The 18,109-nt window shown below is 70.0% G+C and carries 21 protein-coding genes; 11 read left to right on the forward strand and 10 right to left on the reverse strand.

Features of this window, described 5'->3' with window-relative positions:
* The coding region (locus FS769_RS16750) for a hypothetical protein (protein WP_186325406.1) at window positions 1-960 on the reverse strand (960 nt) is incomplete at its 3' end.
* 301 nt (window positions 961-1,261) lie between these two features.
* On the reverse strand, window positions 1,262-2,215 hold the full coding sequence (coaA, locus tag FS769_RS03655; RefSeq protein WP_144829506.1) for a type I pantothenate kinase: 954 nt from the start codon (window positions 2,213-2,215) through the stop codon (window positions 1,262-1,264).
* Window positions 2,216-2,300: 85 nt separating this feature from the next.
* On the opposite strand from coaA, the gene FS769_RS03660 reads away from it, so the two are divergent.
* Window positions 2,301-3,230 (forward strand): Ppx/GppA phosphatase family protein, encoded by a 930-nt coding sequence (locus FS769_RS03660; RefSeq protein WP_144829509.1) that lies wholly within the window; start codon window positions 2,301-2,303, stop codon window positions 3,228-3,230.
* Between the two features lie 119 nt (window positions 3,231-3,349).
* Here FS769_RS03660 and glmM read toward each other — a convergent pair whose 3' ends face one another.
* From glmM to FS769_RS03685, 5 genes are all read right to left on the reverse strand, one after another.
* The gene (gene glmM / locus FS769_RS03665) at window positions 3,350-4,705 is read right to left on the reverse strand and encodes a phosphoglucosamine mutase (protein WP_144829511.1); all 1,356 of its coding nucleotides are present in this window, start codon (window positions 4,703-4,705) and stop codon (window positions 3,350-3,352) included.
* A 14-nt stretch (window positions 4,706-4,719) separates the two neighbouring features.
* Window positions 4,720-5,190 (reverse strand): 30S ribosomal protein S9, encoded by a 471-nt coding sequence (rpsI, locus tag FS769_RS03670; RefSeq protein ID WP_144829514.1) that lies wholly within the window; start codon window positions 5,188-5,190, stop codon window positions 4,720-4,722.
* Window positions 5,191-5,214: 24 nt separating this feature from the next.
* Window positions 5,215-5,661 (reverse strand): 50S ribosomal protein L13, encoded by a 447-nt coding sequence (gene rplM, locus FS769_RS03675; RefSeq protein WP_056226423.1) that lies wholly within the window; start codon window positions 5,659-5,661, stop codon window positions 5,215-5,217.
* Between the two features lie 189 nt (window positions 5,662-5,850).
* Window positions 5,851-6,597, reverse strand: coding sequence for a type II CAAX prenyl endopeptidase Rce1 family protein (locus FS769_RS03680; protein ID WP_144829517.1), 747 nt, complete (start codon window positions 6,595-6,597; stop codon window positions 5,851-5,853).
* Window positions 6,598-6,803: 206 nt separating this feature from the next.
* Window positions 6,804-7,640 (reverse strand): alpha/beta fold hydrolase, encoded by an 837-nt coding sequence (locus tag FS769_RS03685; RefSeq protein ID WP_144829520.1) that lies wholly within the window; start codon window positions 7,638-7,640, stop codon window positions 6,804-6,806.
* A gap of 142 nt (window positions 7,641-7,782) precedes the next feature.
* On the opposite strand from FS769_RS03685, the gene FS769_RS03690 reads away from it, so the two are divergent.
* Window positions 7,783-8,268, forward strand: a complete 486-nt coding sequence (locus FS769_RS03690) for a hypothetical protein (RefSeq protein WP_144829523.1) — start codon at window positions 7,783-7,785, stop codon at window positions 8,266-8,268.
* 163 nt (window positions 8,269-8,431) lie between these two features.
* Window positions 8,432-9,721, forward strand: a complete 1,290-nt coding sequence (locus FS769_RS03695) for a hemolysin family protein (protein WP_144829526.1) — start codon at window positions 8,432-8,434, stop codon at window positions 9,719-9,721.
* A 7-nt stretch (window positions 9,722-9,728) separates the two neighbouring features.
* Here the strand turns inward: FS769_RS03695 and FS769_RS16755 are convergent, their stop codons facing one another.
* A complete protein-coding gene (locus FS769_RS16755; protein WP_186325407.1) occupies window positions 9,729-9,866 on the reverse strand; it encodes a hypothetical protein in 138 nt (45 codons plus the stop codon).
* Between the two features lie 136 nt (window positions 9,867-10,002).
* Here FS769_RS16755 and FS769_RS03700 point away from each other — a divergent pair, with 136 nt between their 5' ends.
* On the forward strand, window positions 10,003-10,482 hold the full coding sequence (locus FS769_RS03700; RefSeq protein ID WP_144829529.1) for a MarR family winged helix-turn-helix transcriptional regulator: 480 nt from the start codon (window positions 10,003-10,005) through the stop codon (window positions 10,480-10,482).
* Between the two features lie 26 nt (window positions 10,483-10,508).
* Window positions 10,509-10,928: an organic hydroperoxide resistance protein gene (locus FS769_RS03705; RefSeq protein WP_144829531.1), complete on the forward strand. Its 420-nt coding sequence runs from the start codon at window positions 10,509-10,511 to the stop codon at window positions 10,926-10,928.
* Between the two features lie 72 nt (window positions 10,929-11,000).
* Here FS769_RS03705 and FS769_RS03710 read toward each other — a convergent pair whose 3' ends face one another.
* On the reverse strand, window positions 11,001-12,071 hold the full coding sequence (locus FS769_RS03710) for a PIG-L family deacetylase (RefSeq protein ID WP_186325408.1): 1,071 nt from the start codon (window positions 12,069-12,071) through the stop codon (window positions 11,001-11,003).
* 186 nt (window positions 12,072-12,257) lie between these two features.
* Between FS769_RS03710 and FS769_RS03715 the strand changes: the two genes are divergently transcribed.
* From FS769_RS03715 to FS769_RS03725, 3 genes are all read left to right on the forward strand, one after another.
* Window positions 12,258-12,539 carry a hypothetical protein gene (locus FS769_RS03715; RefSeq protein WP_144829537.1) on the forward strand — a complete coding sequence of 94 codons (282 nt, stop codon included), beginning with the start codon at window positions 12,258-12,260 and terminating at the stop codon, window positions 12,537-12,539.
* Between the two features lie 70 nt (window positions 12,540-12,609).
* The gene (locus FS769_RS03720) at window positions 12,610-13,134 is read left to right on the forward strand and encodes a YbhB/YbcL family Raf kinase inhibitor-like protein (RefSeq protein ID WP_144829539.1); all 525 of its coding nucleotides are present in this window, start codon (window positions 12,610-12,612) and stop codon (window positions 13,132-13,134) included.
* A gap of 9 nt (window positions 13,135-13,143) precedes the next feature.
* Window positions 13,144-13,362, forward strand: a complete 219-nt coding sequence (locus FS769_RS03725; RefSeq protein WP_144829542.1) for a three-helix bundle dimerization domain-containing protein — start codon at window positions 13,144-13,146, stop codon at window positions 13,360-13,362.
* 6 nt (window positions 13,363-13,368) lie between these two features.
* Here the strand turns inward: FS769_RS03725 and FS769_RS03730 are convergent, their stop codons facing one another.
* A complete protein-coding gene (locus FS769_RS03730; RefSeq protein WP_144829545.1) occupies window positions 13,369-14,472 on the reverse strand; it encodes a PIG-L family deacetylase in 1,104 nt (367 codons plus the stop codon).
* A 361-nt stretch (window positions 14,473-14,833) separates the two neighbouring features.
* Between FS769_RS03730 and FS769_RS03735 the strand changes: the two genes are divergently transcribed.
* From FS769_RS03735 to FS769_RS03745, 3 genes are all read left to right on the forward strand, one after another.
* The gene (locus tag FS769_RS03735) at window positions 14,834-16,291 is read left to right on the forward strand and encodes a sugar transferase (protein ID WP_144829547.1); all 1,458 of its coding nucleotides are present in this window, start codon (window positions 14,834-14,836) and stop codon (window positions 16,289-16,291) included.
* Between the two features lie 74 nt (window positions 16,292-16,365).
* The gene (locus FS769_RS03740; RefSeq protein ID WP_144829550.1) at window positions 16,366-17,691 is read left to right on the forward strand and encodes a UDP-glucose/GDP-mannose dehydrogenase family protein; all 1,326 of its coding nucleotides are present in this window, start codon (window positions 16,366-16,368) and stop codon (window positions 17,689-17,691) included.
* A gap of 181 nt (window positions 17,692-17,872) precedes the next feature.
* Complete coding sequence (locus tag FS769_RS03745; RefSeq protein WP_144829552.1) at window positions 17,873-18,097, forward strand: hypothetical protein; 225 nt, start codon at window positions 17,873-17,875, stop codon at window positions 18,095-18,097.
* Window positions 18,098-18,109: the final 12 nt, after the last annotated feature.

Raw genomic sequence — 18,109 nt, forward strand, 5'->3', positions numbered from 1 at the left:
GGCGTCAGCGGCATCCGCGTCCACCACGTCCGTGGCGTCAGCAGCATCCGCGTCGATGTCCAGCACGTCCGCGTCGGCGTCGAGGACGTCGAGCACGTCCACCGCGTCGAGCACGTCGGTGACGTCGAGCACGTCGGCGTCAGCGTCCAGCACGTCGGCGTCGGCGTCGAGGTCGAGAGCGTCGAGCACGTCGGTCACATCGATGTCGAGGAGGTCCAGCGCGTCGGCGGCATCCACGTCGAGCACCTCGGTCGCGTCGACCACGTCAGCGGCGTCGAGCACCTCGGCCGCGTCGACGACGTCGGCGCCGTCGGCGTCGATGTCGAGCACGTCGGCGTCCGCGTCCAGGATGTCGATGTCCAGCGCATCCGCGTCGATCAGGTCGATGTCGAGACCCTCGGCGTCACCGTCGATGTCCAGCACGTCCGCGTCCGCGTCGAGCAGGTCGAGGGTGCCGTCCAGGTCGAGGGCGTCCAGCACGTCGGTCACGTCGATGTCGAGCACGTCGAGCGCCTCCGCGTCGGCGGCGTCGGCGTCGGCCACATCCGTCGCGTCGACGGTGTCGGCGTCGAGGTCGAGCACGTCGGCATCCGCGTCGAAGGCGTCGATGACGTCCAGGTCGAGCTGGTCGACGACGTCGGTGACGTCGAGCACGTCGGCGTCGGCGTCGAGCAGATCGAGATCCGCGTCGAGATCGAGGGCGTCGAGCACATCCGCGACGTCGATGTCGAGCGTCGTGTCGACGGCGTCCGCCAGGTCGAGGGCGTCGACCACGTCCGTGACGTCGAGGTCGAGCGTCCCGTCGATCAGGTCGAGCACTCCGAGCTGGATGGGCGCCGGGGCGCTCACCGTCGGAGCGGCCTGCGCGGCCGTGACCCCGCCGAACAGGCTGAGCGATCCCGCGCCCACCGCTGCGGCGACCTTGATCGCGGCGCGTCCGGTGCGACTGCCCGTCCACACCCGACCGTTCTCCGTCGACCCGCTGCCGGGACCGGAACCCCGGTCCCTCCATCTCACGCGAAACATATGACTCCCCCTTCGGTACGCCGGCGCCGCCGTCGGCGCAGGTCACGGCATCCCGCGAAAGAGAGCCGTGCAGTCACGCTAGGTCGGCTGTGAGGAGTCTGTGAACGACCTGTGGTACCGGTTTGAATGCGGGGCCGCGGGCAGTAGGTATACCGAGCGACGGACGTCGGTACCGCTCGGATCCGTCGCCGATTACCGGCCCTTCACGGGGACGGACGGTTCCAGATGCCGCGGCTCAGAGCTTGCGCAGCAGCACCGACTCGACGGTGTGGTCGGCGCCCTTCTGCAGCACGAGCTTCGCGCGATGCCGCGTCGGCAGCACGTTCTCTTCGAGGTTGGGGAGGTTGATCTCGCGCCAGTAGCCGAGCGCGCGCTCGACCGCTTCTTCGTCGCTGATGTCGGCGAACACGCGGAAGAACGACGTCGGGTTCGTGAAGGCGTTGTCGCGCAGGGCGAGGAACCGGTCGACGTACCAGCGCTCGATGTGGGCGGCGTCGGCATCGACGTAGATCGAGAAGTCGAACAGGTCGCTGACGGCGACCTCGTTCGGCGAGGGCGGCGGCTGCAGGACGTTGAGGCCCTCGACGATCACCACGTCGGGACGGTGCACGCTCACGTGCGCGTCGGGCATGATGTCGTACCGCACGTGCGAGTAGAAGGGGGCGCGGGCCTCTTCGGCGCCCGACTTGACCTCGCTGAGGAACTCCACGAGCGCCCGCCGGTCGTACGACTCGGGGAAGCCCTTGCGGTCCATCAGGCCTCGCCGTTCGAGCTCGGCGTTCGGATAGAGGAACCCGTCGGTGGTCACCAACTCCACGCGCGGCGTATCGGGCCAGCGACTCATGAGCTCGCGCAGCAGACGCGCGATGGTCGACTTGCCCACCGCCACCGACCCGGCGACGCCGATGACGAAAGGCGTCGTGGCATCCGGCTCGCCGAGGAACTGGCTCGTGTCGACGCCGAGCCGACGCGTCGCGCGGGCGTAAAGGCTCAGCAGGCGACTGAGCGGCAGGTACACCTCCGCGACCTCGCGGGGGTCGAGCCGGTCGCCGATCCCGCGCAACTGCACGATCTCGTTCTCGGTCAGCGGTTGCTCGAGTCCACCGGCCATGCGGGCCCAGTCCTCGCGGTCGATCTGACGGTAGGGGCTCAGCGACGGTGCGGGAGCGGCTGTCTCGGCGGCGGACACCCGCCCATGCTACCGGCGCGGCCGCGCGGACCCTCGAGCGCCCCGCGGCCGGAGGTCCGCGGCATCCGCCCACTACGCTCGGACCGTGCGCCTGGGAGTCCTCGACATCGGCTCGAACACCGTCCACCTGCTCGTCGCCAATGCGCGCGCGGGCGGCCGACCGACCGCGACCTCGTCGCATCGATCGGTCCTGCGCCTGATGCGCTACGTGCAGCCCGACGGCTCGATCTCGCCCGAGGGGGTGAGGGGATTGGTGGATGCCGTGACCGCCGCTCGCGAGAGGGCTCGCGCCGAGGGGGTCGACGAGCTGCTCGCCACCGCGACCTCGGCGGTGCGCGAGGCCACGAACGGCGACGACGTGATCGCCCTGATCGAGGATGCCCTCGGCCAGCCGCTGCAGGTGCTCGGCGGCGAGACCGAGGCGCGGTTCACCTACCTGGCGGTGCGCCGCTGGTTCGGATGGTCGGCGGGGCAGATCCTGCTCTTCGACATCGGGGGCGGGTCGCTCGAGATCGCCGGTGGCGCCGACGAGTTGCCCGACCTCGCCGAATCGGTGCCGCTGGGCGCCGGACGATCGACCGTGCGGTTCCTCCCCCACGACCCGCCCAGCGACGATGAGATCGAGGCGCTCCGCCAGCACGCGGCATCCGTCCTCGCCCCCGTCGCCGAGCGCTTCGCCGCTCTCCCCCGCCCCGATCACGTGATCGGCTCGTCCAAGGCGATCCGTTCGTTGGCGAAGCTCGCCGGGTACCCCGTGCCGGGGTGGTCGGGCATCGATCGCATGGTGCTTCCGCGCAAGGAGCTCAAGGACTGGATTCCGCGCCTCGCCCGCATCCCCGCCGACGCCCGCGAGGCGTTGCCGGGCATCACGGCCGATCGCACGTTCCAGATCGTGGCGGCGGCGGTCGTCGTCGAGCGGGCCATGAAGGCGATGGACGTCGACGAGCTCGAGGTCTCGCCGTGGGCCCTGCGCGAGGGCGTCCTGCTGCGCTACATCGAGTCGCTCGAGTACTGAGACGACGACGGCTCAGCAGCCTCCGCGGACGGAGACTGCTGAGCCTGTCGAAGGTCCCTGAGCCTGTCGAAGGTCCCTGAGCCTGTCGAAGGTCCCTGAGCCTGTCGAAGGGACGGACCCTAGAGCGCCAAACGCTCCCGCACCACGTCGGCGAGCCGATCGGCGTGCAGGCGAGCCGTGTGCTCGTCGGCGGCTTCGACCATCACGCGCACGAGCGGCTCGGTACCCGACGCGCGCAGCAGCACGCGTCCGGAATCGCCGAGTTCCGCGGTCGAGGCCGCGACGGCCTCCTGCACCTGGTCGTCACTCACTCCGTCGCGGTCGACGCCGCGCACGTTGACGAGCACCTGCGGGTACACGGTCATGATCGAGGCGAGCTCGGCGAGGGTCTTGCCCTGCCGCGCCATCTCCGCCACGAGGTGGAGTCCCGTGAGCAGTCCGTCACCGGTCGTGGCGAACTCGCTCATGATCACGTGCCCCGACTGCTCGCCGCCGAGGGAGTATCCGCCCTCGTTCATGGCCTCGAGCACGTAGCGGTCGCCGACCCCGGTCTGCAGCACACGGATGCCGTGGTCCTGCATCGCCCGATGGAGTCCGAGGTTGCTCATCACGGTGGCGACCAACGTGTCGTCGACGAGGGCGCCGCGGTCCTTCATCGCGACCGCGAGGATCGCCATGATCTGGTCGCCGTCGACGATGTTGCCTTCGGCGTCCACGGCGAGGCAGCGGTCCGCATCGCCGTCGTGAGCGATGCCGAGGTCGGCACCGAGGCGCACGACGGTCTCGGCGAGCACGTCGAGGTGCGTCGAGCCCACGCCGTCGTTGATGTTCAGTCCGTCGGGATCGGCGCCGATCACGGTGACCTGGGCGCCGGCGTCCTTGAAGGTCTCGGGCGACACACCGGCCGCGGCTCCGTGCGCGCAGTCGAGCACGACGTGGATGCCGTCGAGACGGTGCGGGAGCGAGCCGAGCAGGTGCAGGACGTAGCGGTCCTCCGCGTCGGCGAAGCGGCGGATGCGTCCGACGCCAGCGCCGGTGGGCTGCAGCCGTTCGCCCTCGAGAGCGCTTTCGATGCGCTGCTCGACGACGTCGGGGAGCTTGGTGCCGCCGCGCGCGAAGATCTTGATGCCGTTGTCGGGTGCGGGGTTGTGCGACGCCGAAACCATCACGCCGAAATCGGCGTCGTGGTCGGCGATCAGGAAAGCTGTCGCGGGAGTGGGGATGACCCCGGCGTCGAGCACGTCGACACCCGACGACGCCAGTCCCGCGGCGACCGCGGCCGAGAGGAACTCCCCCGACACGCGCGGGTCGCGCGCGACGACGGCCGTGAGTCGACGACCCTCGGCCTCGCGCGCCTCCGCGGAACGACCCTGGCCCAGGACGACAGCAGTCGCCTGGGCCAGGTGCAGCGCGAGTTCGGCGGTGAGGAGGCCGTTGGCCAGCCCCCGCACCCCGTCCGTGCCGAAAAGAGGCATACGGAGCTTCGAACTCAGCGCTTGGAGTACTGAGGCGCCTTGCGGGCCTTCTTGAGACCGGCCTTCTTGCGCTCCTTGACGCGAGCGTCGCGCGAGAGGAAGCCGGCCTTCTTCAGGGTCGGGCGGTTGTTCTCGGCGTCGATCTCGTTGAGCGCACGAGCGATGCCCAGACGCAGCGCGCCGGCCTGACCCGAGGGGCCACCACCGGAGATGCGCGCGATCACGTCGTACGAGCCCGCGAGCTCGAGCACCGTGAACGGGTCGTTGATCAGCTGCTGGTGCAGCTTGTTCGGGAAGTAGTCCTCGATCGTGCGGCCGTTGACCGTGATCGTGCCCGAGCCGGGAACCAGACGCACGCGGGCGATGGCCTGCTTGCGACGGCCGACGGCGCCGCCGGGGACCGAGAGCACGGGGCGCTCGGTGGCGACGGCCGTCTGCTCGGCCGGCGTCTCGGTGCTGTAGTTGCTGGAGTCGATGTTCGACACTGTTTCGTCCTTATCCGGCGGCGCTTACTGGGCGACCTGGTCGAAGGTGTATGCCGTGGGCTGCTGGGCACCGTGGGGGTGCTCGGCGCCGCGGTAGACCTTGAGCTTCTTGAGCTGCGCCGCGCCGAGGCTGTTCTTGGGCAGCATGCCGCGGATGGCCTTCTCGACCGCGCGGACGGGGTTCTTCTCGAGGAGTTCCTCGTAGTTGACCGACTTGAGGCCGCCCGGGTAACCCGAGTGACGGTAGGCCATCTTCTTCTGGAGCTTCTGACCCGTGAGCGCCACCTTTTCGGCGTTGATCACGATGACGAAGTCGCCGGAGTCGATGTGGTTGGCGAAGGTCGCCTTGTGCTTGCCGCGGAGGAGGACCGCCGCGTGCGAGGCCAGACGGCCGAGAACGACGTCGGTGGCGTCGATAACGACCCACTCGCGCGTGACCTCAGCGGCCTTGGGGGTGAAAGTGCGCGTCACAGTAGTGCTGCTTTCTTGATCGAACGGAGGAGTTCGTGAATCCCGCTCCGGTGGTCCGTTCTCCGCCCGAGGGGCGGGGGAACAGGGCCGGTGGAGGGCTCACGTTCGGGTGACCCGCTCGCAGAGAGGCAGGCACCAAAGATCAAGACTACGTCATCCGGATGCCACGGCCAAACCGTGCCGTCGGACTCACGCGAGCAGGGTGCCGATGGCGACCAGGGCGATACCCGACGCGTTGAAGACGATGTGCACCGCCACCGCCGGCCAGATGCGCCCCGTGCCGACGACGAAGACCCCCGTGACGACGCCGAGCAGAGCCAGGGCGGCCAGGTCCACGGCATCCGGTGCTCCGAGGATCTGGTGCGTGACGACGAACAGGGCGGTCGACAGCGCCACGGCCGCGACGCCCGCCGCGACCGGGCCGCTCCACCGCCTCACCACCGCGAAGATGCAGAGCAGCACGACCCCGCGGAAGAAGCTCTCCTCGCACAGCGGCGCCACGATCGCGTCCCCCACCGCGTCGGTCAGAAACGACGACGGCAGTCCGTCGCCCGTCGTGAACGTCGACGGCCAGGCGACAGGCCCCTCGAGGCCGGCGAGCGCCCCTTGCACCCCGCGCACGATCAGACCGAAGACGATGCCGTACGCGAGGTCGACGAGTCTGATCCGCAGCAGGCCGCGCGGTCGCGACCGGCGCAGGGCGATCACGGCGGGCGCCAGCAGGGCCACCCAGAACACGACGCGAGAAGCGTCGGACGACGTTTCGACGGGGAGGGCGACGGATGCCGCGTGCGCGAGCAGCACGCCCACGCCCAGGGCGAAGACGGCCCAGCCGAGCATCTCGAGATCCCAGCCGCGAACGCGGGATCCGCCCTCGCGCCACCCGCGGCGCCGAGGACGACCGCGACGCAGGAGGGCGGCGTCGGTGTCGGACATGCGCGTCAGGCTAGGGACGAGGCGGGCTGCTCACCGGCATTTGCGGCGGCCCCCGGGAGTCTGTCGCCCGACGCATCACCCCTCGCGCAGATCACACTCACCCGGCCGGACGCCACGACGCCCCCGCCACCGATGGTGACGAGGGCGTCGAAGAAAGGTCGCGCCCTCCGCGGATGCGGGCGAGATCGAGAGGGCGACCGGAGGGCTTAGCGCTGGAGGAAGTCGATCAGCACGCGGTTGAACTCCTCGGCGTGGCTCACGTTCACGCCGTGCGGGGCGCCCGAGACGACGTGCAGCTCACTGCCCGCGACAGCCTCGTGCGTGCGCTTGCCGGACCCCTCGAACGGAACGGTCGCATCGCTGTCGCCGTGGATGACGAGCGTCGGCACCGTCACGTTGGGCAGATCGTCGCGGAAGTCCGTCGTGGCGAATGCCTCCATCGACTTCAGCGCGGCGTGGTGATCGGCCTGGTCGGCCAGGCGCTCCGCCTCGGCGCGATCGGCTTCCGAGACCACCAGCTCGCCGTTCACAGAGAAGAAGTCGGTCGTGAACTGGTGGTAGAACGACTTCTCATCGTCCTTCAGCCCTTGCTTCATCCCGTCGGCGGTCGCGTCGTCGAGAGGGCCCTCGGGGTTGTCGTCCGTCTTCGCGAGGTACGGCGGCACCGCCGACGCGAAGACGACGCTGTGCACGCGGTCCGCCCCGTGCCGGGTCAGGTAGCGGGCGACCTCGCCGCCGCCCATCGAGAAGCCGACGAGAGTGACATCGCGCAGGTCGAGGGCCTCGAGCACGGCCTGGAGGTCGTCCGAGAAGGTGTCGTAGTCGTAGCCCGAGCGCGGCTTGTCGCTGCGGCCGAAGCCGCGCCGGTCGTAGGTGACGACCCGGTACCCGGCGCCCTCGAGGGCGGGGACCTGGTGCGCCCACGACTCGCCGGAGAGGGGCCAGCCGTGGATGAGGACGACGGGGCGACCGGAGCCGCCCGTGTCGTCGACGTGGAGGTCGATGTCGGTCAGGAGTCCATGGTGTGCGGTGATCTCGCTCATGCCGGTGATGATTAAACCCGAAGCTGGACGTCGGGCCACCGTTGACGGGTCGGCCGCCGCTTGGTAATGCCCCCCGAACGCACACCGACGACCCCGCGCGCAACACCCTGCGTCGAGCGGGAGCGCTGATTAGCCTTCGGGCATGGCCTCGATCCGATTCCCCGCCGCCATCGCCCTTATCGCCGCGGCCGCCCTCGCGCTGAGCGGATGCGCGTCCACCCCGGCGGGAGGAACGGATGCCGCCGCATCCGACCGCGAGGCGGTCCGGGCCATCACCACGGCGGAGGCGAGCGCCGGCGGCCGAGCCTTCGAGCTCGAGACCGACGACGGCGAGTGGCAGGTGCACGTGGCGACGGGCGACCGCGCGATCGAGGTGCGGGTGAGCTCCGACGGCGCGACGGTGCAGTCCTCGCAAGACGCCGACGCGCTCGACGACGAAGACCGCACCGCTCTCGACGCGATCACGACCACCCTGGCCGACGCGGTGCGCATCGCCGCGGGCGAGGGTGGCGACGCCGCGGTCGACGAAGCGCAGCTCGAGGACGAGGGCGGAACCTCGGTGTGGGTCATCGAACGCGAGGGCGGCGAGACGGTCCGGGTTTCGGGCGCCGACGGCACGATCCGCTGACGAGCAGACGAGCGCATCCCGGCGCAACCCCCCGCTTTCACGGCGCTGCCCGAGCGCACGCTCCGTACACTCGGCGCATGAGCCACGCCTGCGGTCCCGACGGTCACAGTCCGAACGCCCGGGTGACCCCGGGCGCGAACTCCGGACAGAACGGGGCGGGCCGGTGAACGACCTCGCTCTCAACATCGTCCTGGTCGTGGTGTTCGTCTTGATCGGAGGCGTGTTCGCCGCGACCGAGATGGCGTTGGTCACCCTGCGCGAGAGCCAGGTCAACGCGCTCGCGTCGCGGGGCAAGCGCGGCCAGAAGGTGGCCGATCTCGCGCGCAACCCCAACACCTTCCTCTCGGCGGTCCAAATCGGCGTGACCGTGGCGGGTTTCGCGTCCGCCGCGTACGGCGCCTCGTCGATCGCCCCCTCCGTGACCCCGCTCTTCGTCTCTCTGGGCCTCGAGCAGGGCGCCGCCGCGACGGTCGCGACGATCGCCCTGACGCTCGTGATCGCCTATCTCTCGCTCGTGCTGGGAGAGCTGGTGCCCAAGCGCCTCGCGATTCAGCGCAACGCCGCGTTCGCCTACACGGTGGCGCCGGTGCTGAACGGCTTCGCGAAGCTCATGCGACCGGTGATCTGGCTGCTGTCGATCTCGACCAACCTGCTGGTCCGACTGCTCGGCGGCGATCCCGACAAGACCGGCGAGGAGTTGACCGAGGAAGAGCTGCGCGACATCGTCTCCAGCCACGAGGGGCTTCCCGACGACGAGCGTCGCATCCTCGACGATGTCCTGTCGCTGCGGGATCGGCACGTGAGCGAGGTCATGCGCCCGCGCCCGGAGGTCGTGACGCTCGACGCCGGGGGCACCATCGCCGAGGCGGCCGAACGCGTGCGCGATCTGCCCTACTCGCGCTACCCGGTCGCCGAGCAGACCATCGACGACGTCGTGGGCTTCGTCCACGTCCGCGACCTCTACGACGAGCCCGGCCGCCCGCTCTCGGCCGTCATGCGCGAGATCCGCTACATCCCCTCGACGGCGCGAGTGCTGCCGACCCTCACGGCGATGCGCGCCGACGGCAGTCACATCGCCGTCGTCGTCGACGAGTACGGCGGCACCGACGGGATCGTGACGTTGGAGGATCTGGTCGAAGAGGTGGTGGGCGAGATCTTCGACGAGTACGACACGGATGCCGAGCAGCCCCTGTCCGAGGGAGAGCACGGCACCGTCGAGGGTCGACTCAACCTGCAGGACTTCGAAGAAGCGACCGGCGTGCCCCTCCCCCGCGGCGCGTCCGACACGGTCGCGGGATTCGTGGTGGAGCGCCTGGGACGACTCGCGCGGGTCGGCGACACCGTCGAGGTCGAGGGAGCGACGCTGCAGGTGAGCGCGATCGAACGTCGGCGCGTCTCGCAGTTGCTGGTGACGCGGCATCCCGCCGACGACATCGAGCCCGACCGCGGGTGACGCGGGTTCAGACCGCGCCGCCTCCCGCGAACGTCGAAGGCGTGCCGAGGTCGAAGTGGTGCCCGTTGATGGCGAGCAGGTCGCCGTCGCCGTCGGGGAGGAATCCCGAGGGCGAGGCGAAACTCGCGTCGCTGCGGCTGGTCATGCGACCCATGCTGAGGCGTCGGCGGTCGGGATGTCAGGGCTTGACATCAGGCCCATGGTCCGTCTGCGTCCATGGCGGACGGCGAGCGATTCTCATTTGAGTTGTGCACAACTGAGTTGTGTGCAAGAGTTCTGCCATGCCCGCTGTCGACCACCTCGTCTGCTTCGCGCTCTACGCGGCGAACCGCACGACCACGCAGGCGTACCGCGTTCTGCTCGAGCCGTGGAACCTCACCTATCCGCAGTACATCGCGCTGGTCACGCTGTGGACCGACGGCGACCAGAGCGTGACCAGCCTCGGCGAGGCGCTCCAGCTCGACTCCGGCACGCTCTCGCCGATGCTGGCGCGCATGGAGGCCGCGGGATACGTGACGCGCGCGCGCCGCAGCCCCGACGAGCGCGTCGTCACCGTGTCCCTCACGCCGCGCGGAACGGCCCTGCGCACCGAACTCGCCCACGTGCCCCGCTGCATCGCGGCCGGGTCGGGCCTACCCGACATGGACAGCGCGCGCGAGCTGATCGACGCGCTGCACCAGCTCACCGAGGCCATGAAAGACCTGCGGGACCACCCCGAACCGGTGATCGCCGCATCCCGGGCGCCACGCACCACCGCGTGATGCCCCGCCCCACGAAAGGAACCCCCATGGACGTCCTCTACACCGCCGAAGCCGTCTCGACCGGCGAGGGCCGCAACGGCCACGTCACCGCCGGCGACTACATCGACCTCGACGTCGCCGTCCCTCAGGCGATGGGCGGATCCGGCGCCGGAACCAACCCCGAGCAGCTGTTCGCGGCCGGCTACGCCGCCTGCTTCCACAGCGCGCTGCACGCGGTGGCCCGCGGCCACAAGGTGAAGCTCGCCGACTCGTCGGTCGGCGGTCGCGTGCACATCGGTCCCAACGGACAGGGCGGCTACCAGCTCGCCGTTCTGCTCGAGGTCGTCCTGCCGGGCATCGAGGCGCAGCTCGCCCAGCAGCTCGCCGACGAGGCCCACCAGGTCTGCCCCTACTCGAACGCCACCCGCGGAAACATCGAGGTCACCGTCACCGTCTCGGAGGACTGACCTCCCCTCGACCCCCGGGGCGGAGCGCTGAGCCCCACGTATCGCGCTCCGTCCTGGGCCTTCCCGACAGGCTCAGTGCAGCTGCAATTCGCCGTCCGTCTTGGGATACGAGCGCCGCAGCCACTGACCGAACCCCGGCTGCGCCAGACAGGCCGCGGCGGAGTCGCACGTCACGACGGGGTCGTGCGCGGCGTAGGTCTGGTAGGCCGCCACCTTCGCATCGAGGTCCGCGCCGAGCACGTTCGGCGGCTGGTGCTGCGACGGATAACCGATGTAGTAGGTGATGGCCTCCGCCGCCACCCCCGCCGTCGCCGCGACCGTGCGCACGAGCGATCCCACGCACGAGTGGTCGGGGTGGTCGCCCCGGGCGAAGGCGCTCTCGTGCGGAACGTTCGTCGTCACGCGGTCGGGCCGACCCGCGTGGATCAACTCGGCGACGGTCTGCGACAGGCGCCCGCTGTCGAGGGTGGGACCGTCATCGATGGGCTGCAGAGCCGGCACGGTGCCGTTGATGAGCTGCGTCAGGCCCGCATCGCCGGTGGCGGGGAAACCCTTCGCGCTCAGATTGCCGTCGGGCAGCCGCAGGACGGTGATCGACAGCCGATCGTCGTCCGACGGCACGAAGCGCGTGACCCGCGCGCCGCTGAGCAACGTGATCTGCTTCTCGTCCCACGGCTCCGAGCTGCCGCGCATGTCGTCGTAGGCGGCGCGGATGCCGGCTTCGCGCAGCTTCGCGTACTCCAGGCCCCGTCCCGCATCGCCGGCCGTGACGAAGACCGTGCGCAGGGTCGCGCCCGAGGCGATGATCCCCGCGAGATGCGGGTTGGCGAAGATGATGTCGTCATCGGCGTGGGCCCAGACGGCGACCGTCGTGTCCGCCCCCGGTTGCTCGAACGCCGGCGAGGTGGCGCCGGGCGACGATTCGGGCAGCGGCACGATCGGGCTCAACTTCACCCAGCTGCCCTCGGGTCCCGCGGCGCGTCGCACCTCCCGGTACACCAGCGCTCCCCCGCCGAGCACGGCCAAGCCGCCGACCGCGATCCCCCCGAAGACGAGCGTGCGCCGGGACAGTCCGCTCTTGCGCGACGACTGGTCGCCGCCGCGCGCGGGGTCGCCGCCCGAAGGCTCGTCGATGTCACTCACGGCGACTCCGTCCTGTACAGCGCCCCCCGGCGGCGGATATCGGCTACCGACGCTACATCGGCTCGTCGATGATCCTGCTGAAGAACCTCCGAGCGACGGCATTCGCGACGCTCTCTGCACTCTTCGTACACCCAGCGCTGGGCCGACGCTCAGCCCACTCCGAAGCGCACTGCCCACACTCGGGGCATGCAGACGTCCTCACCGCCGCGGTCACTGTCTCCCGAAGCCCTCCGCATCCGCGAAATCCTCAACGAATGGGACCCCATCGGCGTGCACCACATCGGTCGTGGCTGGCCCGCCGACGAGTACGACGACCTGATCCTCCCCATCCTCGGAGCTCTGGAAAGCGCCCCCACGGCCGACGACCTCGCGGCCGAACTCCGCACGGTCGTCGAGGTCGATTACGGCCTTCCCTCACCCGGCGGATGCCACGACGTCGCCCGCTCGCTCCTCGCCGTCACCCGCTGACCGCTACCGGTCGGCCGGGCACGGTGCAAGCCCTCGCGACACGTCACCTGCGCCGCCTAACGTGCCCGTCATGGTCGACCTCTCCCGCGCGCAGACTCCGGACCCCTACCCGCTCCTCCCCGCCGTCGCCTCGTTCGAGGTGGTCAGCTACGACGTCACCGACGGACAGCCGCTGAAGGACGACCAGGTCGCCGACGGCGGCAACACCTCCCCGCACCTGCGCTGGTCGGGGGCACCCGAGGGGACGAAATCGTTCGTCGTCACCTGCTTCGACCCCGACGCGCCGACCCCGAGCGGGTTCTGGCACTGGGTCCTCGTCGACCTCCCCGGCGACGTGACGGAGCTGGCGACGGGCGCGGCCGCCGCCGATCTGCCCGGCGGCGCGTTCCACGTGCGGAACGACGGCGGCGAGGCCGGCTTCATGGGAGCGGCACCGCCGGAGGGCGACCAGATCCACCGCTACTTCTTCGTCGTTCACGCCGTGGGCGAGGACACCCTCGGCGTCGACGCCGACGCCTCCCCCGCCGTGGTCTCGTTCAACCTGGCGTTCAAAACGCTCGGCCGCGCGATCCTGCACGGCACCTACCAGCACTGAGGTCCGGCCATGACGAAACGCAGCGAGGGCTTCGACAAGGACGAAACGATCGCCGAAGTGGAGGAGCGCGTTCAGGCGCGCTTCCCCGCCGCACCGTCCGACGTCATCCACGACGAGGCGGTGGCGGCGGTCGACAAATACGCCGACGCCCCCGTGAAGGACTTCGTCGAGATCATCGCCGAGCGCGACGCGCGCACCGCCGTCGAAAACTCCCTCGACGAGAGCTGATCCCGCTCAGCCCAGCTGGAGCTCTGCCTCGGTCTTGGGGTACGACCGCTGCAGCCACTCGCCGAACTTCCGCGTCTTCAGGCACGCCGATCGGTCCGCGCACCGGATGACGTCGTCCTGCTGGGTGTAGATGCGGTACGTGTCGACCTTGGCGTCGAGGGTCGCGTCGTCGAGGTTGCGGGGCAGGTTCTGCGACGGGTAGCCGACGAAGTACCGGATGCCGGGTGCCAAGGTCGCGTTCGCTCCGATCGCCTCGCGCACGAGGCTGCCCACCACCGAATGGTCGGGATGGTCCCCGGGCGCGAAGGCGCTGCCGCGCGGGATGTGCGTCAGGATCTGCGCGGGAGTGAGCGCGGCTCCGAGTTCGGCGATCGACGCGACGAGCTGATCGCGCGAGACGGCGGATCCGCCGTCGATCGGCGCGAGCGTCGCGCTCTGCCCGTCCCACAGCTTGCTCAGGGTGGCGTAGCCCGTCGCCGAGAATCCCCCGTCGGTGATGTTGCCGTCGGGAAGGCGCAGGAACAGCACCGACACGCGCGCGTCGCCCTGGGGGCTGAGCCGTCGCACGTGCAGCCCGGAGGAGAGGTCGAACTCCTGCGCATCCCACAGCCCGTCGTTCTTTCGCATGGCGTTGTAGGCGCGGAGGATGCCGAGCTCGCGCGCCTTCACGTACCCCATCCCCTTGCCCGCGTCGCCGGCGGTCACGAAGACCGTTCGGACGCACTCGCCGGCAGCGAGGGCGTCGGAGATCATCGGGTTGGCGAAGATGATGTCGTCGTCGGGATGCGCCCAGACCGTCAGCATCGTCGCGCCCGACTCGCACGGCTGAGCCGCGGGAGAAGACACCGCGGGAGGCGGAGGCGGCGTCGGAGTCGAAGTCGGCGTGTCGCTCGCGGTGGGGGTCGGCTGCGCCGATGGCGATTTCGTCGGAACGGATGACGCCGACGGTGACGCGGAGGCCGCGACGGGGTCGCCACCGGGTCGCAGGAGGGCGAACGCGAACACACCCGCGACGGCGCTGACGACCACCACGGCCATGGCGAGCGCCGCGATGAGCCCCGCCGAGAGGCGTCGGCGCGGAGGCCTCGGGCGCAGATCAGCGCGTGACATCGAAGGCCTTCCGGCGGCGGGTGGGGGTCTCGCCCTGGCGAGGCCGAGAATGACGGACACCGGGGGGTCCCCCCGGCCCGCCCCGAGTGTAAACGACGCGTCCTTCCCGCCGCCACGACCCGGCCGTCCCGCGCACGGACGCAACGTTCATGTTTCGGACGAATGACAGTTCGCAAAGGTCGCCGACGCCGACGAATCGAGCCTGTTATCTTTCACAAGTCGATATCGGCGCGCTCGAACCCCGGGGGAGGGGCATCACATCGTGGCCTTTGACGTGCGGACGGGCCTGCCCGCCGAGGACGCACCGCTTCCTGACGACCCACAGGCGCAGACCCCGGGGCCGCAGACCGTCGCGCCTCGTGTGCCCCCAGCGCCGTCCCCCGACCCGTGGCGGCGCCGCTACCGACGCAACCTCGCCATCACCGACTTCTTCGCGCTCGTCTGGGTGGTCTACGGCACGCAGCTGCTCTGGTTCGGCCTCGGCAACGCGCAGGTCGCCGCAGGCAGCGACAGCCGCATCTCGGATCTGTCGTACTGGGTCTTCTCGGCGATCGTCATCGTGACGTGGATGTGGTCGCTGTCGTTCGTCGACTCCCGCAGCGACCGCGTCATCGGCACCGGCTCGCAGGAATACGTGCGCATCGCCGATTCGAGCTTCCGCCTCTTCGGCACGATCGCCATCGTCGCCTTCCTCACGCAGATCGACGTCGCGCGCGGTTATCTCCTCATCAGCCTCCCCGCCGGCATCCTCGTACTCATCTTCACGCGGTGGATGTGGCGGCAGTGGCTCGTGTTCCAGCGCTCGCGCGGCCTGTCTTCGGCGAGCGTCCTCCTGGTCGGATCCCTCCCCTCGGTCACGCACCTCGCCCAGGAGTTCGCCCGCACGCCGAGCGCCGGCTACCGAGTGGTGGGGGCATGCGTCCCCAACGGAAAGGTCGCCGACGTCATCCCCGGGACCTCGATCCCCGTGATGGGCCAGGTCGGCGACGTGACCCGCGCCCTGCAGGCGACCGGCGCCGACACCGTCGCCATCACGAGCGCCGACGATCTGCCGGCGTCCAAGGTGAAGCAGATCTCCTGGAGTCTCGAGGCGGGTCGTCAGCACCTCGTGCTCGCCCCGAGCATCGTCGACATCGCCGGCCCGCGCCTGCACACGCGCCCCGTCGCCGGACTCCCCCTCATCCACGTCGAGACCCCGAAGTTCTCCAAGGGGCAGAGCTTCCTCAAGCGCAGCGTCGACCTGATCGCGGCATCGGTCGGCGTCGTGCTGCTCAGCCCGCTCCTGCTGTTCCTCATGGCCGCCGTGCGGCTCTCGAGCGAGGGGCCGATCTTCTTCCGGCAGACCCGCGTGGGCTTCCGCGGACGCGAGTTCACCATGATCAAGTTCCGGTCGATGGTGGTGGATGCCGAGGCGTTGCTGGCGCAGCTGGCCGCCGACGACCGCGACTCGGGTAACGAAGTGCTGTTCAAGATGAAGAACGATCCGCGCGTCACCCCGATCGGGCGGATCATGCGCAAGTTCAGCCTCGATGAACTCCCCCAGCTGTTCAACGTGATCGGCGGCTCGATGTCGCTCGTGGGCCCGCGTCCTCCGTTGCCGTCCGAGGTCGCCGTCTACGCCGATCACGTGCACCGCCGCTTCCTGGCCAAGCCCGGGATCACCGGTCTGTGGCAGGTCAGCGGCCGCTCCTCTCTATCCTGGGAGGAGTCGGTGCGACTGGATCTCTCCTACGTGGAGAATTGGACGCTCCTCGGCGACTTCGTCATCCTCGGCAAGACGGCTCGCGCCACCCTGGCGCCGGGCGAAACAGCCGCATGATGTCCGCCCGCGTGGTCGCGGGAACGCGCTCCGCCCCGCGGAAGTGCGTCCACACCTACCCGAAAGGCTAAATAGTGCGTTTGTCTGTAGTGGGATGCGGTTATCTCGGAGCGGTGCACGCCGCCGCGATGGCTTCCATCGGTCACGAGGTCGTCGGGATCGACGTCGATGAGCGCAAGATCGCGGCGCTCTCCCGCGGGGAGGCCCCCTTCTTCGAGCCCGGTCTGCAGGAGATTCTGACCGAGGGCATCGCCTCTGGTCGTCTGTCGTTCACGACCGAGATGTCCGCGGCGCAGGGCGCCGTGGTGCACTTCATCGGTGTCGGCACCCCGCAGCAAGCCGGTGGGCACGCCGCCGACATGACCTATGTCAACGCGGCCGTCGACGCCCTGCTGCCCTTCCTCAGCGAGGGCGACATCGTCGCCGGAAAATCGACTGTTCCCGTGGGCACGGCCGCGCGTCTCGCACCGCGCGTCGCCGAGCGCGGTGCGACCCTCGTGTGGAACCCCGAGTTCCTCCGCGAGGGCTGGGCCGTACAGGACACCGTCGATCCCGACCGTCTCGTGGCCGGCGTCCCCTCCGACGACGGTGCCCCGACGGCCGAGGGCGAGCGTTGCGCCCAGGTCCTCCGCGAGGTCTACCACCCGTCGATCGCCAAGGGCACGCCCTTCATCGTCACCGACTACGCCACGGCCGAGCTCGTCAAGGTGTCGGCGAACGCCTTCCTCGCGACGAAGATCAGCTTCATCAACGCCATGGCGGAGATCGCCGAGGTCACCGGAGCCGATGTCACGACCCTCGCCGACGCCATCGGCCACGACGCCCGCATCGGCCGACGATTCCTCGGCGCCGGGATCGGCTTCGGCGGCGGATGCCTGCCCAAGGACATCCGCGCCTTCTCCGCTCGCGCGGAGGAGCTCGGTCGCGGCGAGTCCGTCGCCTTCCTTCGCGAGATCGACGCGATCAACCTGCGCCGTCGTGACCGCGCCGTCGAGCTCGCCACGCAGGCGCTCGACGGGAGCGTCTTCGAGAAGAAGATCGCCGTCCTGGGTGCGGCCTTCAAGCCTCACAGCGACGACATCCGCGACTCCCCCGCGCTCGACGTCGCCGTCCGCCTGCACGGGCTCGGTGCTCACGTGACGCTCACCGACCCGGCCGCGATCGAGAACGCGCGACGCATCCATCCCCAGCTGACCTACGACGCCGACCTCGACGCGACCCTGCGCGATGCCGACGCCGTGATCGTGGTCACGGAGTGGGACGAGTACCGCCGCGAGCTCTCCCCCGAGCACGCCGCGTCGCTCGCGCGCGGCCGCGTCGTCATCGACGGCCGCAACTGCCTCGACCCCGCAGCCTGGCGTGCGGCCGGATGGACCTACTTCGGCATGGGCCGCCCCTGAGCCTCCCGTGATGACGAACGCCCCGACCCCTTCCGGTCGGGGCGTTCGTCGTCGTTGCGCGTCGCCCGTCGTGAATCGCGTGACGAATGCGGTGGTCGACACGTCTGAGTGATGAGGGTCTCGTCCGTGCCCACGACCTCCGTGTCGGCACGCGGCGGATCCGGATCCAGAGGAGGATGCCATGCGCAACAAGATCATCCTGATCGGCGCGATCGCGGTCGTCGCGTACGTCGTCGGTGCGCGCTCGTCGCGAGTGCAGGTGAAGAACCGCGAATCGGTCGGGCACCAACTGGTGCGACTCTGGGACGACCCCCGGGCACGCAAGCGTCGTCACAAGGCTGCCAAGAAGGCCGCGTCCGCGGCGGAGAAGCGCGGGAAGAAGCTGTTGCGCGAACTCCACCACTGACCGCCCGCGCGT

Origin of the sequence: Microbacterium sp. BH-3-3-3 (assembly GCF_007679045.1) — a bacterium.
Taxonomy (GTDB): Bacteria; Actinomycetota; Actinomycetes; order Actinomycetales; family Microbacteriaceae; genus Microbacterium; species Microbacterium algihabitans.

Excerpts from the sequence above, each read along its gene's own strand:
- FS769_RS03725 (WP_144829542.1), top strand. The coding sequence starts at position 13,144 with ATGACGAAACGCAGCGAGGGCTTCGACAAGGACGAAACGATCGCCGAA.
- FS769_RS03715 (WP_144829537.1), top strand. The coding sequence starts at position 12,258 with ATGCAGACGTCCTCACCGCCGCGGTCACTGTCTCCCGAAGCCCTCCGC.
- FS769_RS03705 (WP_144829531.1), top strand. The coding sequence starts at position 10,509 with ATGGACGTCCTCTACACCGCCGAAGCCGTCTCGACCGGCGAGGGCCGC.
- FS769_RS16755 (WP_186325407.1), bottom strand. The coding sequence starts at position 9,866 with ATGACCAGCCGCAGCGACGCGAGTTTCGCCTCGCCCTCGGGATTCCTC.
- FS769_RS03685 (WP_144829520.1), bottom strand. The coding sequence starts at position 7,640 with ATGAGCGAGATCACCGCACACCATGGACTCCTGACCGACATCGACCTC.
- FS769_RS03700 (WP_144829529.1), top strand. The coding sequence starts at position 10,003 with ATGCCCGCTGTCGACCACCTCGTCTGCTTCGCGCTCTACGCGGCGAAC.
- FS769_RS03720 (WP_144829539.1), top strand. The coding sequence starts at position 12,610 with ATGGTCGACCTCTCCCGCGCGCAGACTCCGGACCCCTACCCGCTCCTC.
- FS769_RS03730 (WP_144829545.1), bottom strand. The coding sequence starts at position 14,472 with ATGTCACGCGCTGATCTGCGCCCGAGGCCTCCGCGCCGACGCCTCTCG.
- glmM (WP_144829511.1), bottom strand. The coding sequence starts at position 4,705 with ATGCCTCTTTTCGGCACGGACGGGGTGCGGGGGCTGGCCAACGGCCTC.
- FS769_RS03680 (WP_144829517.1), bottom strand. The coding sequence starts at position 6,597 with ATGTCCGACACCGACGCCGCCCTCCTGCGTCGCGGTCGTCCTCGGCGC.
- FS769_RS03745 (WP_144829552.1), top strand. The coding sequence starts at position 17,873 with ATGCGCAACAAGATCATCCTGATCGGCGCGATCGCGGTCGTCGCGTAC.
- FS769_RS03690 (WP_144829523.1), top strand. The coding sequence starts at position 7,783 with ATGGCCTCGATCCGATTCCCCGCCGCCATCGCCCTTATCGCCGCGGCC.